Origin of the sequence: Mesorhizobium sp. (assembly GCF_005063415.1) — a bacterium.
In the GTDB taxonomy this organism is placed as follows: domain Bacteria; phylum Pseudomonadota; class Alphaproteobacteria; order Rhizobiales; family Rhizobiaceae; genus Mesorhizobium.
On record NZ_SUEG01000082.1, the window covers coordinates 10,259 to 25,077 of the forward strand.

Annotated in this window: 13 protein-coding genes; 8 read left to right on the top strand and 5 right to left on the bottom strand. The window is 63.7% G+C overall.

Annotated features, from left to right (window positions below):
- The 5 genes from E5W70_RS20490 to E5W70_RS20510 form a co-directional block, all read right to left on the bottom strand.
- Positions 1-1,430 (bottom strand): xanthine dehydrogenase family protein molybdopterin-binding subunit (locus tag E5W70_RS20490; RefSeq protein ID WP_292661547.1); only part of this gene is annotated, 1,430 nt, incomplete at its 3' end.
- 2 nt (positions 1,431-1,432) lie between these two features.
- Positions 1,433-1,909 (bottom strand): (2Fe-2S)-binding protein, encoded by a 477-nt coding sequence (locus tag E5W70_RS20495; protein ID WP_292661550.1) that lies wholly within the window; start codon positions 1,907-1,909, stop codon positions 1,433-1,435.
- Positions 1,909-2,769, bottom strand: coding sequence for a xanthine dehydrogenase family protein subunit M (locus E5W70_RS20500; RefSeq protein ID WP_292661553.1), 861 nt, complete (start codon positions 2,767-2,769; stop codon positions 1,909-1,911). The genes E5W70_RS20495 and E5W70_RS20500 overlap by 1 nt, the downstream gene beginning before the upstream one ends.
- Before the next feature lie 137 nt (positions 2,770-2,906).
- On the bottom strand, positions 2,907-4,550 hold the full coding sequence (locus E5W70_RS20505) for an MFS transporter (RefSeq protein WP_292661556.1): 1,644 nt from the start codon (positions 4,548-4,550) through the stop codon (positions 2,907-2,909).
- A gap of 235 nt (positions 4,551-4,785) precedes the next feature.
- Positions 4,786-5,817: a histone deacetylase family protein gene (locus E5W70_RS20510; RefSeq protein ID WP_292661559.1), complete on the bottom strand. Its 1,032-nt coding sequence runs from the start codon at positions 5,815-5,817 to the stop codon at positions 4,786-4,788.
- A 141-nt stretch (positions 5,818-5,958) separates the two neighbouring features.
- Here E5W70_RS20510 and E5W70_RS20515 point away from each other — a divergent pair, with 141 nt between their 5' ends.
- The 8 genes from E5W70_RS20515 to E5W70_RS20550 all read left to right on the top strand — a co-directional run.
- Positions 5,959-7,626, top strand: coding sequence for an amidohydrolase (locus tag E5W70_RS20515; protein WP_292661562.1), 1,668 nt, complete (start codon positions 5,959-5,961; stop codon positions 7,624-7,626).
- 139 nt (positions 7,627-7,765) lie between these two features.
- Positions 7,766-8,866, top strand: coding sequence for an ABC transporter ATP-binding protein (locus E5W70_RS20520; RefSeq protein ID WP_292661564.1), 1,101 nt, complete (start codon positions 7,766-7,768; stop codon positions 8,864-8,866).
- A complete protein-coding gene (locus E5W70_RS20525) occupies positions 8,866-9,795 on the top strand; it encodes an ABC transporter permease (RefSeq protein WP_292661567.1) in 930 nt (309 codons plus the stop codon). The genes E5W70_RS20520 and E5W70_RS20525 overlap by 1 nt, the downstream gene beginning before the upstream one ends.
- Complete coding sequence (locus E5W70_RS20530) at positions 9,788-10,600, top strand: ABC transporter permease (RefSeq protein ID WP_292661570.1); 813 nt, start codon at positions 9,788-9,790, stop codon at positions 10,598-10,600. The genes E5W70_RS20525 and E5W70_RS20530 overlap by 8 nt, the downstream gene beginning before the upstream one ends.
- Positions 10,601-10,642: 42 nt before the next feature.
- On the top strand, positions 10,643-11,671 hold the full coding sequence (locus E5W70_RS20535; protein WP_292661573.1) for an extracellular solute-binding protein: 1,029 nt from the start codon (positions 10,643-10,645) through the stop codon (positions 11,669-11,671).
- A 62-nt stretch (positions 11,672-11,733) separates the two neighbouring features.
- Positions 11,734-12,930, top strand: a complete 1,197-nt coding sequence (locus E5W70_RS20540) for a serine hydrolase (protein ID WP_292661576.1) — start codon at positions 11,734-11,736, stop codon at positions 12,928-12,930.
- 25 nt (positions 12,931-12,955) lie between these two features.
- Positions 12,956-14,137, top strand: a complete 1,182-nt coding sequence (locus tag E5W70_RS20545) for a serine hydrolase (protein ID WP_292661579.1) — start codon at positions 12,956-12,958, stop codon at positions 14,135-14,137.
- Positions 14,138-14,263: 126 nt separating this feature from the next.
- On the top strand, positions 14,264-14,819 hold a 556-nt coding region (locus tag E5W70_RS20550; protein WP_292661586.1), incomplete at its 3' end, for a Tex-like N-terminal domain-containing protein.

Sequence of the window (14,819 nt, forward strand, 5' to 3'; positions counted from 1 at the left end):
GTTCGGTCTCGCTCGCCGTCGGAACCGTCCATGCCGATGTTGAGGTCGGTGCAGGTCTGGCCACCGAAATTGAACCAGAAGCCGCAGGCCATGCCGCGGCCCTGGTTCTTGCCGAGCGGCGCCTTCATGTGCGGATGGTTCTTCACCGCCTCCAGCGTCGGGCCAATGCCGATCGGACCGTATACCGGTCCGTAGGACGATCTAGTGCCTTCCTGCGCCGCGTTCCTGATCCGGAACTCGACGGGATCCATGCCTATCTCCTTGGCCAGCTCGTCGACCGCGCTTTCCACCGCAAACGCCGCCATCGGCGCCGACGGCGCGCGATAGGCTGCGGTCTTGGGCCGGTTGACCAGCACTTCGTAGCCGACCGTCTTGACGTTCTCGAGCTTGTAGCAGGCAAAGGCGGTCATGGCGCCGATCTCGGCCCACGTGCCGGCATAAGGGCCGCAGCTATAGCGCAGCGTCGCCTCTGCCGCCGTGATCGTGCCGTCCTTGCGGGCGCCGATCCTGACGTCGATCGAGGTGGCGCTGGTCGGGCCGGAGGCGCGGAACACTTCGTCGCGCGTCATCACCAGCTTGACCGGCCGGCCGGCCTTGCGCGACAGCGCCAGCGCCACCGGCTCGGCCCAGACATGGGTCTTGCCGCCGAAACCGCCGCCGATCTCCGAGGAGGTGACGCGCAGCTTCGAGGCTTCCATGCCAAGCAGCTGGGCGCAGTGCTGGCGGTAGACAAAATGGCCTTGCGTGCAGACCCACAGGTCGGCGGTGCCGTCCGAGCTGACATTGGCCACGCAGGCATGCGGCTCGATGTAACCCTGGTGCGTCTGCTCGGTCTTGAAGGAGCGTTCGACGACGAAATCGGCCTGGCCGAAACCCTGGTGGATGTCGCCATGGCCGAACTGGCTGCGCTTGGTGACATTGGAAGGCTTGACGGGCTTTTGCTCGAGGCCCTCGGTGAAGATGGCGTCGTTGACCAGGGGTGCGGAGTGCTTCATCGCCTCGTCGACATCGGTGACATGCGGCAGCACCTCGTAATCGACCTCGATCAGCTTCAGGGCCTGCCTCGCCGTGCGGGCATCGACCGCCGCGACCGCGGCCACGGCATGGCCGTCATAGAGCGCTTTCTTGCGCGCCATGCAGTTGTCGAGGATGTCGTACATGGCGGCATCGCCGTCGGTGAGGTCCGGCAGGTCGGCGGCCGTTATCACCGCCTTGACGCCCGGAAGCTTCTCCGCCTTCGAGATGTCGATCTTGCGGATCACGGCGTGGGCGTGCGGGCTGCGCAGGATGCGCCCGACCAGTTGCCCGGCCATGTTGAAGTCGGCGCCGTAGCGCGCGCGGCCCGTCACCTTGTCGACGCCGTCGGGACGGATGGGGCGCGTGCCGACAGATGTGAAACTGCGTCCCGAATAACGCGGATCGAAATTCATCGTCAGGCTCCCTTCATCACGCTCGCGGCGTCCTGGACGGCGCGCACGATCTTGTCATAGCCGGTGCAGCGGCAGAGGTTGCCGGCGAGGCCGAAGCGGATTTCCTCCTCGGTCGGATCGGGGTTCTTGGCCAAAAGGTCCTTGGCCGCGATCAGGAAGCCCGGCGTGCAGATGCCGCATTGAAGCGCGGCGTGCTCCAGGAATTTCTGTTGCAAGGGATGCAGCGTGTCGCCATGCGCCATGCCCTCGATGGTCTCGACGTGCCGGCCCTCGGCCTCGGCGCCGAGCACCAGGCACGAGCACACCAGACGGTCGTCGAGGATGATGCTGCAGGCCCCACAGTCGCCGGTGCCGCAGCCTTCCTTGGCGCCCGTAAGCCCCAGGCGATCGCGCAGCACGTCAAGCAGTGTCTCGTCCGGTTGGCAAAGATACTCGACATTGTCGCCGTTGATTGTCGTTGAGACTGCCACACCAGCCATCATTTGCCTCCTGCGCGTGCATAGGCGGTCGTGGCGGCCCGCTTGGCCAGCACACCCGCGACTTTCCGTCTGAATTCGATAGTGCCCCGCTTGTCGTCGATCGGACGGCAGGCCCCCGAGCAGACCTTAGCGAGCCTCTCCAGCGTGGCTTCGTCCAGCTTGGAGCCGATGAGAACCTCTGCGGCCTCCTCGACCAGAATCACCGTCGGCGCCACGGCGCCCAGCGCCAGCCGGGCGGATTTGACGCGACCTTGCTCATCGAGCGTCAGGTTCACGCCGGCGCTTACCACGGCGATGTCCATCTCCGTGCGCGGAATGAAACGCAGATAGGCATCGCCCGAACGCGGCAGACGTTTGTCGAGCAGGATTGCCTCGATGATCTCGCCCTTGGCCAGCGACGTCTTGCCCGGCCCAGTCGGCACCGCTTCCACGGCAATCGTGCGCCTGGTTCCCGGGCCGACGACCACCGCCTTGGCGCCAGCTGCCACCAGCGCCGGCACGCTGTCGGCGGCCGGCGAGGCGTTGCACAGATTGCCGACGATGGTGCAGCGTCCCTGCACCTGCTTGGAGCCGATCAGCTTGGCCGCTTCGACGACGCCGGGCCATGCCTTCTGCAGGGCCGTGTTCTCGCCCAGCACAGCGCACGGGACCGCCGCGCCGATGCTGAAGCCATCGGCTGTTTCCCTGATCTCGCCAAGCCCGTCGATCGCCTTGATGTCGACGATCAGGTCGGGTTCGATAAAGCCACCTTTCATTCTCACCAAGAGGTCGCTGCCTCCGGCGAGGATGGCGGCTGTGCCGGCTGAACCGGCCAACAGGCCAGCGGCGTCTTCAATTGAAAGCGGACGTATGTAACGCATCGTCTCCCCTTAGTGGTCATAGTCACATCCACTGATATAACCGTCTCTCCACAATGGCCATCCTGTTCGTGCATTCGCGGATTGGGCCAGGCGCCGCAATTTCATTTTGCTCGTCCAACTGGACGCACCGCCGGCCATTAATGCTCGATCGGCCCCTTCGGCATCACCAGCGCCGTGCCGGCCGTTGTCGGGCGCTCGATCATGCGGCGGACGCGCGGTGGCTCGTTGCCGCTGTGCAGGGCCCTTATACGCTCGCCGATGACCGCGTCGGCGTAGGTTGCGCGCCGATTGTGGCGGATATATTCGACCCAGGTCGGCGTGTGGTAGTGCTCGATCCATATTGAGGGATTTTCGAGGTCGCGCGCCAGCGTCCAGTTGCGGGCGCCGTCACGCCGGCGAACGCGGCCGCGCTCGGCCATGGTGGCGAGGAATTCCGGCACGTCCTCGTTACGGATGACATATTCGATCATGATGGCGATGGGGCCGCTGCGCGGCTTGAGATCGAGCGCCAGATGCGGCTCCTGAAAACGGTTGAGCGGGTCGAGGTTGAGCACCGCCTGCTGCGGCAGCGGCAGAAGCAGGCCGATGGCGCCTCCCGCCAGCATGGCGACACTGGCCGCCATCAGGGCGGCTTCGGCGCCATGCGCGTCGGCAACGACACCCCAGACCCAGCTGCCGAGCGCGATGCCGCCGAAGGTCGCGGTCTGGTAGACCGAAAGCACGCGGCCGACCACCCAGCGAGGCGTCGACATCTGCACGGTGACGTTGAAATGCGACAGCGCCATCACCCAGCAGGCGCCGCCGACCAGCAGGCCGAGCGACGTCTGCCAGGCATGATTGCTGACGGCGGCGTTGAAGGCGCAGACGGCAAAGCCGGCGAATGCCATGCGCACCATGGTTTCGCTGGACAGCAGCTGTCGCAGCCTGACGCTGGTCAGCGCGCCGCCGACGGCGCCGATGCCGAAGGCGCCGAGCATGATGCCGTAGCTCAAGGCATCGCCCTTGACGACGTCACGCGCGACCAGCGGCAGCAGCGCCAGGACCGCGCCGGCGCTGAAGCCGAAGGCCGAGCTCCTGACCAGCACCTTGCCGATATTGGGCGACATGGCGACGTAGCGCAGGCCGGCGCCCATGGCGGCGCCCAGTGTCTCTCGCGGCAGGGTCGATGCCGGCAGTTCCGGCCTCCAGCGGGCCAGCACGACGATGAGGCCGACATAGCTCAGCGTGTTGACGGCAAAGGCGGCGGCGGCGCCTGCGGCGGCAACGATGATGCCACCGATCGCCGGGCCGACGCTGCGCGTCAGGTTGAAGCCCATCGAGTTGAGCGCGATCGCCGCCGGCACCTTGGTGCGAGGCACCATGTCGCCGACCGAAGCCTGCCAGGACGGACTGTTGAGTGCGGTGCCGCTGTCGATCAGGAAGGTGAAGGCGAGCAGCGTCCACGGCGTCATCAGGTCGAGATAGGTGAAGACGGTCAGAAGAGCCGAGACGACGAGCATGAAGATCTGGGCGATCAGCATGATTTTGCGCCGGTTGAAGCTGTCGGCGATGGCGCCGGCCAGCAGCGCGAAGAGCATGATCGGCAAGGTGGTCGAGGCCTGGACCAATGCCACCTGGTAGGACGAGGTGGCGATCGTCGTCATCATCCAGGCGGCGCCAACGCCCTGGATGAGGCCACCGAAATTGGAGACAAGGCTGGCGGACCACACCGCCCGGAAGATGCCGTGCCGGAACGGCGCCAGCGCCGAGGCGCTTTCGCTTTCCGGTGTGTCGTCGTTCATAAATGCCTTCCCGGGCTCAAATGCGTTTGTTCTTTCCGATGAATCGGCCCCTCAAGCCAAGGATTCAAAAAATAGAACATCATTTCGCAAAGGGCGAACGCATTCTGGAAAAACATCATGGTCCAACAACAAGATAGCGGACCGGCCTGCGCGTGCCGCTGCAGGCGGAGCGTCAGTCAGGCCGGCGGCACGCTTGCCACGCGCTGCCTGTGATTGGCAGGCACTGGCGGCGCTTCTAGCGGTCCTCGAAGCCGGTCAGCACGCCGACGGCGTTGATGCCGATCTCCTCGACCGCGTAGCCGCCTTCCATGACGAACAGCGTCGGCAGTCCGAGCCTGGCGATGCGGCGGCCGATCCTAGGGTAGTCGCCCGTTTTCAGCTTGAACTGGCTGATCGGGTCCTTCTCGAAAGTGTCGACGCCGAGTGAAACCACGACGACGTCAGGAGCATAAGCCGAAAGCCTCGTGCAAGCGTCCTCGAGCGAGGCGTTCCACGCGTCCCAGCCGGTGCCGAAGGGCATCGGGTAATTGTCGTTGAAGCCTTCGCCGTCGCCCTCGCCGCGTTCGTCGGCATGGCCGAGGAAGAAGGGGTATTCGGTCATCGGATCGCCATGCAGGTTCAGCACCTGAACGTCGCCGCGGCGGTAGAATATCTCCTGGGTGCCGTTGCCGTGGTGATAGTCGACGTCGAGGATCGACACGCGCCCGGCGCCATGGTCACGGAACCATTGCGCGGCGACGGCGGCGTTGTTGATGAAGCAATAGCCGCCCATGAAGGCGGCGCCTGCATGGTGCCCCGGCGGGCGACAGAGCGCGAAGGCGGAAGGCTCACCGGCCTTGACCAGCGCGGCGGCGGTCAGCGCGACGTCGTAGGACGACTTGATCGCGTCCCATGTGCCTTTGACGAACGTCGCGCCGCCGTCGAAGGAGTAGAAGCCGAGCAGCGCATCGATGCCGTTCGGTCGCACGTCGCCGCGCAGGCCGCGCGTCGGCCAGGTGAAGGGAATGGCCGAGCCGCTGCGGCCCGACGCTTCCCAGAGCGGCCACACGGTCGGCAGGAAATCGATGTAGTCGCTGGCATGCACCTTCCTGGCTGCGGCGAGGTCGTGGATTTCCGGCGGCAGGATCGGACCGAGCTTCTCGCTCTCCACCCGCGCTCTGATGAACTCGGCGCGCGAAGGCTTTTCAAAAGCCGGCACGATGGCGCCGGCGATCAATTCGACATTGCCCGAATGGCCGGCATGGAGAGGCGAAAAAACAGTCTTCATGAAATTGTTCCGTGGTGAGACGCGGCGACCCTAACCGTCCTGCACTGCCTTTCACAAGGCGCTGGGCCAACCAGCCATGGCTTGCTGGCATGGCAGCCGGTCGTCTAGCCTGCCGGTAGCGCAACCAAACCCTGGGAAATCATGAGTTCAAATGCCGACCTGATCGTCACCAATGCCCGTGTGCTGACCATGGACGAAGGCAATCCGACGGCCGAGGCGGTGGCGATAAAGGACGGCAACGTCCTGGCGGTTGGCGATCGCCGGACGATCGAGGCGCTGAAAGGGCCGGCCACGAAGATCATCGATGCGCAAGGCGGTTCGGTGGTGCCGGGCTTCATCGAAGCGCATATGCATCTTTTCGGCGGCGCGGCCGAGCTCGACAATCTGCACCTTCAGGGCGTGCATGGCTTCGATGCGCTGAGCGACGCGATCCGCGCCTACGCTGCGGCACGGCCGAACGCCAAATTGCTGCTTGGGGCCGGCGTCGACTACACGATCCTTTCGAAGGAAGAGCCGGTCACTCGCCATCATCTCGACCGCATTATCGCCGACCGACCCTTCGCCATGTCGGCTTCCGATCACCACACGATGTGGGCCAACACCAGGGCGCTTGAGCTGGCTGGCATCCTGCACGGCAACCAACTCGGCCCCGGCAATGAGATCGTCATGGGCGCCGACGGGCTCGCGGCGGGCGAATTGCGCGAGGGCGAGGCGTTCGGGCCGATTCTCGAACTCTCCGGGCAGAACCGCGTTCGGCTCGGCCTTGCGACAGGCGGCGAGCCCGAGCCGTATCCCTCCGCCCCCGAAGTCGCGGCCGATCGCGACCTGATGCATCGCGGGCTGCAATGGTGCGCCCGCCACGGCATCACCTCGATCCACAACATGGACGGCAATCTTTACCAGCTCGAGCTGCTAGCCGGGCTGGAACAGGAAGGGCGGCTGCTCTGCCGCACCAAGATACCTTTTCATTTCAAGAACTTCATGACGCTCGACAGGCTGGAAAAGGCATCGAGCATGGCCAACTCCTACCAATCGGAATGGCTGTCGTCCGGCATGGTCAAGATGTTTTACGACGGCGTGCTGGAAGGCTGGACCGCGGTCATGGTCGACGACTATGCCGACCGGCCGGGCTGGCGCGGTGAGCCGCTGTTTACGCCGGAGCATCTCGCCGAGGTGGCGGTGGAGGCCGACCGGCGCGGGCTGCAGGTCGCGGTGCATTCGATCGGCGACGGCGCGGTGCGCGCGGTCCTCGATGGGTACGAGGCGGCGCAGCGGAAGAACGGCAAACGCGACAGCCGGCACCGGGTCGAGCACATCGAGGTTACCACTGCCGCCGACGTGCCACGCTTCGCCGAACTCGGCGTCATCGCCTCGATGCAGCCGCCGCACCCGCCCGGCGCCATGGACTTCCCGCTGGAGCCGACGCTTTCACGCATCGGCCGCGAAAGATGGCCGCTGAGCTATGCCTGGCGGACGCTGAAGCAGGCGGGCGCGCATGTCGTCTTCGCTTCCGACTGGCCGGTGTCGCGGATCGAGCCGATCCTGGGCATTCAGGCGGCGATGCTGCGCAAAGCTTGGGCAGACGGCGTTCCCGACCAGAGCTTCTCGCTGTTGGAAGCGCTTGCGGGCTATACAGTCGAAGGCGCTTATGCCGAATTCATGGAGCACCGCAAGGGCCGGCTGAAAACCGGCTATCTGGCCGATCTGGTGGTGCTGTCCGCCGATATCGAGGCAGCTGAACCGGGTTTGTTACACAAGGTGCATCCGGTGACTACCATCTGCGGCGGCAAGATCACTCATCAGGTTTGATGATGGCGCTGACGATGGCACGGAGCTTGCGTTCTGAACCGAGATTCAGATGCATGGTTGCCAAGCCGACCGGCATATGCTGACAATCGAATGGGAACTGGATCCGCCAACAAGAGCGGACATAACAATGGGGAAGTGCGTGCCGGATCAGCCGGGTAAGAGTGCAATCGAGGTCCGCGGCGTCCGCAAGGTATTCGGTACCGGGGACGCACAAGTCGCAGCTCTCGACACCGTTTCGGTGTCGATCCGCGAGAACGAGTTCTTCACGCTGCTGGGGCCGTCCGGTTGCGGAAAGACGACGCTGCTTCGGCTGATCGCCGGCTTCGATTTCCCCAGCGAAGGCGAAATCCTGCTGCACGGCCAGGACATCGCGCCGCTGCCGCCGTTCAAGCGGCCGGTCAACACCGTCTTCCAGTCCTACGCGCTGTTCCCGCACATGACGGTGGCCGAGAATATCGGCTTCGGTCTGGAGATGCTGGGCAAGCCGAAGAGCGAAATCAAGGCGCGCGTCGCCGAGATGCTGAAGCTGGTCAAGATGGAGGCGCTGAGTGCCCGCCGCACCAGCCAGATCTCCGGCGGCCAGCAGCAGCGCGTGGCACTGGCGCGCGCGCTGGCGCCGCAGCCGAAAGTGCTGTTGCTCGACGAGCCGCTGTCGGCGCTCGACTACAAGCTGCGCAAGGAAATGCAGATCGAACTGAAACGGCTGCAGCACCAGACCGGCATCACCTTCATCTTCGTCACCCACGACCAGGAAGAAGCGCTGACCATGTCGGACCGCATCGCCGTGATGTCGGCCGGCAAGATCCTGCAGGTCGGCACGCCGCGCGATATTTACGACCGGCCGGCCGAGCGCTTCGTCGCCGACTTCATTGGCGAAACCAATTTCCTTAAGGGCACTGTCGTGTCGAAGAAATCCGGCATCGCAATGGTGAAGATTGCCTCCGAAGCTACGGTGGCGGCGGGATTTCCGGAAAACTTCGACCCTTCCGGCGCGGTGACTGTGGTGGTGCGGCCGGAACATGCTGATCTCGTCGCCGATGCCGCCAAGGGCATGGTCTCGGGAACGCTGGCAAATGTCGTCTATTTCGGCACCGACACCCACTATCACGTGAAGCTCGAAGGCGGCGACGATTTCATCGTGCGCCACCAGAACAGCCGCTCTGGCGCCGTCTCATTCGAGCCGGGCGCCAAGGTCGGTGTCGTGTTCGAGGACGATGGCGCGCGCATTTTGAGGGATTGATGGCAATCACCTTTTCCAAGGCGGCGGTATTCGAAGCGGAGGCGGAGAAAGCCACTGCAAGGCGCCACCGCCTGCTTTCGTTGCCGGCTTTGGTAATCATCGGCGTCTTCGGCGTGCTGCCGCTTCTCATCATCCTCATCTATTCATTTCTCGCCGCAGCACCCTATGGCGGCGTGCAGTGGAAGTTCTCGACAGACGCCTATCTGAACTTCCTGTTCCAGCGCGATATTTTCGACGACACGCTGCAGTTCACGCCGGATTTCCTGATCATCTATCTGCGCTCGTTTCTGTTTGCCGTGGTGACGACGATCATCTGCCTGCTGCTCGGCTTTCCGACCGCCTATTTCATGGCGACGCGACCGCCGGCGCAGCGCAACTGGTGGGTGCTGCTGATGACCATCCCGTTCTGGTCGAACCTTCTGGTGCGCACACTCGCCATCATGTTCATCATCCGCGACGAGGGCCTCATCAACAACGCGCTGATGGCACTGGGTGTGATCGAGAAGCCGATCACCATGCTCTACACCAACTTCGCCATCCAGCTCGGCCTGCTCTATTCGTTCCTGCCGTTCATGGTGCTGCCGCTCTATTCCAGCCTGGAGAAGCTGGATTTCCGCCTGGTCGAGGCGGCCTACGACCTCTATGCGACACGTCGGCAGGTGCTGTGGCGCGTGATCATCCCGCTGTCGCTGCCCGGCATCATCGCCGGTTGCCTGCTGGTCTTCATTCCAGCCCTCGGCGCCTATGTGACGCCACTGATCCTGGGCGGCGGCATCCATCTGATGATCGGCGATCTCATCGCCCAGCAATTCGGTTCCGGGCGCAACTGGCCGCTCGGTTGCGCACAGGCGCTGATCCTGATGGCCGCGGTGCTGGTGGCGCTCTACTTCTATGTCCGCAACACGTCGGGGAAGATGCGGCATGGCTGACCCCCGCAGTGCCGATATCAAGGATCAGCCGGGCTTCCGCTCGATCGCCATCATCTGCCTCTGCGTGCTTTACGCGCCAATCCTGATCCTGATGATTTTTTCGCTGAACACCGGTTCGCTGGTGACGCGTTGGGAAGGCATCGGATTCGGTTGGTATGGCAGTGCGCTGCTCAACCAGGAATTCCACAACGCCGCCAAGAACACACTGATCATCTCTGTCACCGCCACGATCATTTCGACGATCGCCGCGACGCTGGCGGCGATCGGCATGACCCGGGTGAAGCCATGGCCCGGGCTGTCGGCCGCCTTCATGGTCATCAATCTGCCGCTGATGGTTCCGGAAATTATCACAGCGGTGGCGACGCTCTCGTTCTTTGCGCTGATCGCGGGCACGCTCGGGCTCAATTTCGGCATCGGCAATCTGATCCTCGCCCACACCGTCTTTTGCATTCCATTCGCCTATATGCCGATCCGGGCGCGGCTCGAGGACATGGACCTGACGCTCGAAGCTGCGGCGGCCGACCTCTATGCCACGCCGTGGCATGCTTTCAGGCGCATAACGCTGCCATTGCTGGTTCCCGGCGTTCTGTCGGGTGGGGCGCTCGCCTTCATCGTCTCCTTCGACGATTTCACCATCACGCAGCTGGTCGCCGGCCCCGGGCAGACGACGCTGCCCCTCTACATCTGGAACCAGATCAGGCGGCCGATGACGCCGGAGATCAACGCCATCTCGACCATCCTGCTGCTGGTCTCGATCCTGTTCGTCTCGATATCGTTCCTGATCGCGCGCCGCCGCGCCAAGTGACTCAAGGCCAAGTGAATCAATGGGAAGGCAAAGGAGAGTGTGATGTCTAGGAAACTGATGGCTGCCGTGTCGACGGCGGCGCTTTTATGGGCGGTGCCTGCGCTCGCTGACGGCGAGCTGCACATCTACAATTGGGGTGACTACACCAACCCCAAGCTGATCGAAAAATTCGAAAAACAATACAACGTCAAGGTGACGCTGGACGACTACGATTCCAACGAGACCATGCTGTCGAAGGTGCGCGCCGGCAATTCCGGCTACGACATCGTCGTCCCTTCCGACTACACCGTGAAGATCATGATCGACGAGGGCCTGCTCGAAAAGACCGAGCCCAATGCGATGCCAAACGGCAAGAACCTCGACCCGCGCTTCGTCGACATCTACTGGGACAATGGCCGCCACTACACCGTGCCGTGGCAGTTCGGCACCACGACCTTCGAAGTCAACACCGACAAATACAAGGGGAACATCGACACGCTGGCGATCCTGTTCGACCCGCCGGACGAGTTGAAGGGCCAGATCAACATGCTCGACGATGTCAACACTGTGATGCATGCGGCCGAGCGCTATGCCGGCGTGCCGCGCTGCGGCGCCGACAAGGCCAATCTGAAAAAGGTCAACGACATACTGATGGCCGCCAAGCCGTCATGGAAGACCTTCAGCTACGACACCATCACCAAGATCACCTCCGGCGACGTGATCGTTACCGAGGCTTGGAATGGCGCAACCTATCGTGCGCGCCAGAAAATCCCGGCGATCAAATACGCCTATCCCAAGGAAGGCATCGAAGGCTGGATGGACAATGTCGCCGTGTTGAAGGGCGCCAAGAATCTCGAAAACGCCAAGCTGTTCCAGGACTTTGTCATGGCTCCCGAAAACGCGGCGCTGATTTCGGAATTCGCCGGCTACGATAACGGCATCACCGGCAGCCACAAGTTCCTGCCGCCCGATTTCGCCAGCGCGCCGGAAATCAATCCGCCGGCCGGTGCACCGGCGGCGGAATTCGTACCGCCTTGCCCACCGGAAGTGGTCGAGATCTACAACAAGATTTGGACCAATTTGCGCAAGTAGCCTTGCTCTAGGATCAGACTGAAGGGAGGCTTCGGCCTCCCTTCCTTGCGCAAGGGGGTTGGATGAAATCTTACCGCAACAGCGAACCGGCGCCGCCGATCATGCAGGGTTCGCCACCACGGATGGTGCCGCCGAAGCTCGACTGGGACCGGCCGCCATGGAACCGATGGGCGTTCCAGCATATCCGCGAAATTCTGCCGACCGTCGAAGTCTGGCGCGGCAATGGCCATCGCCACAGGCTGGAGCGCGCCGAGGTCAACCTCGACCTGCTGCCGGCGGACGACAGCATGGGGCAGCCGACGACGCTGGCCGGACTGCTTGACGAGACCTACACCGACGGCTTCCTGGTGCTCAAGGGCGGCAAGGTCGCCTATGAGCGCTACTTCAACGGCATGACCGAGCGCACGCTGCATCTGTCGCAGTCGATGGCGAAGTCGGTCACCGCCTCCGTGTTCGGCATACTGGTCGGGCGCGGGCTGATCGATCCGGCTTTGCCGGTGACGACCTATCTGCCGGAACTGGAAGCGACCGGCTGGGCAGGCGCCAGCGTGCAGCATGTGCTCGACATGACGAGCGGGGTGCGCTTTTCCGAGGAATACACCGATCCCTATTCGGACATCGGCCAGGTCGATGTAGCCACCGGCTGGAAGCCGGTGCCGCCGGGCAGCGCTCCGGCCTTCCGCTGGCCGTCGCACATGTTCGAATTGATCCTGGGGCTTGAGGAAAAGAGCCGACCGCACGGCGCTGCCTTCGAATACCGCTCGATCGAGACCGACGTGCTTGCCTTCATCATGGAACGGGTGAGCGGCAAGCGGCTGGCGCAGCTGGTTTCGGAAGAGCTCTGGCAAAAACTCGGTGCGGATGAAAGCGCCTGCTTCACCGTCGACAGCGCCGGTTATGCAGTCGCCGATGGCGGCTTCAACGCCACGCTGCGCGACTATGGCCGCTTCGGCCAGCTGATCCTCGACAATGGGGGCGGCGTGGTGCCGGCTGAGTGGATCGAGGCGACGCGCAATGGCAGGCATGGACCGGATTTCAGTCCCAGCCTGCCGGAAGGCAGCTACCGCAACCAGTTCTGGATCGAGGACCCGCGCTCGCGGGCGCTGATGTGCCGGGGCGTGTTCGGGCAGCTGATCCACATCGACTGGAATATGAAAATGGTCGTGGTGAAGCTTTCGAGCTATCCGGATTTCACCAATGTCGCCTATTCGGTGGCGACTTTGAAAGCCGTGCAAGCCATCGCCGCGGCGCTCGCCTAGAACGCCAAGACCGAAGGAAGCGCCAATGGCCGGCAAGACCGCGTTCGAGACCAGGTATGGCTTTGCCCGAAACCAAGTGGTGCTCGGCAATTGGCGGGAAAGCCCGTTCAGCCGGTGGTCGTTCCAGAATGCCGGCGAGCTGGTGCCGAGCGCTGCCGTGGCGGCAAAGCCGGGCAGCAGCGAGGCGCCGGCGCAGGATTTCGGCGGGCTACTTGGTGAAAGGGTCGCTCTTGCAGGCGGCGCGGAGACGGTCGCGGCTTTTCTCAGGCGCTCCGAAACCGACGCGCTGACGATCATTAAGGGCGGCAAATTCGTCGGCGACTGGTTCGCGCCGCATATGGAGTCCGGTGCACGCCACATCGTCTTTTCGATCAGCAAGTCGCTGACCGCGATTGTCGCCGGCATATTGGAAGGCGAGGGGATTTTCGATCCGCAGGCTCCGGTAAGCCTCTATCTGCCCGAAGCCGCCGGCTCGGCCTATGGCGATGCGCGTGTGCGGCACGTGCTCGACATGAGTGTCAGCCTCGATTTCGAAGAGGCCTATCTCGATCCGGAAAGCGCCTTCGCCCGCTATCGCCGTGCCATGCTGTGGAATCCAGGCGGGGGCACCGAGAGCCTGGCCACTTTCCTCATGACGCTGCAGGGCCTTGGCGAGCCACATGGCCAGACCTACCGCTATCGCTCGCCCAATTCCGACCTGCTCGGCATCGTGCTCGAACGTGCGTCTGGCCGGCGTTTCGCCGATCTGATGCGCGAAAAATTATGGGAGCCGCTCGGCGCCGTCAGCGACGCCTCGGTGACGGTCGATATGGAAGGCACGTCGCGCACCGCCGGCGGCATTTCGGTGACGCCGCGCGACCTTGCACGTGTCGGCGAGATGATGCGGCAAGGCGGCACGGCCAATGGCCGCCGCGTCGTGCCGGAAGCTTGGGTGCGCGACACGACCGAAACAGGCGGTGATGCCGAGGCCTGGCAACGCGGCACGATGGCGTTCCTCTTTCCGCGTGGCCGCTATCGCAACAAATGGTACCAGACAGGTGCGGCAAGCGGCGCCTTCTGTGGCATCGGCATCCACGGCCAGTGGCTTTACGTCAATCCGAAGGCCGAAATTGTAATCGCAAAGATGTCGTCGCAGCCGGTACCGGTCGACGATCCGCTCGATCTGGATATGGTTTCCTTCTTCGAGGCGCTGAGCCGGATGGTCTGATCCGATTCGTACCGCTCATGCCCGCAGCTTTCCTGTGGACCTCTCAGGGGGTTGAAAATGGCGCAGTTGGCGCAGCAGTGCTCTGCGCCTATGGTCGCTGCTCTTTCGACCAACGACAGGTACGACATGGCATCCGACATCAAGCGCATCGCAACCATCATAGCCGCCGAGATCGGCGCGCGGCCCGAACAGGCTGCGGCGGCGATCGGCTTGCTCGACGACGGCGCGACCGTGCCGTTCGTGGCGCGCTACCGCAAGGAGGTCACCGGCGGCCTCGACGACACGCAGCTGCGCGACCTTGCCGAGCGGCTCGCCTATCTGCGCGAACTCGACGCGCGCCGCGACACCATCCTTGGTTCGATCCGCGAGCAGGGCAAGCTGACTGAAGAGCTCGAGGCAAAGATCGCCGCGGCCGTCACCAAGGCCGAGCTCGAAGACATCTACCTGCCTTACAAGCCGAAGCGCCGGACCAAGGCCGAGATCGCGCGCGAGCGCGGGCTGGGACCGCTGGCGGAAGCTATTCTCGCTGACCGTACGGCTGCACCCGCCGAGCTGGCGCTGGCCTACATCAGCGAAGACGTCGTCGATACCAAGGCGGCGCTCGAGGGAGCGCGCGACATCCTGTCCGAACAGTTCGCCGAGAATGCCGATCTGGTCGGCAAATTGCGTGGCTACATTAAGG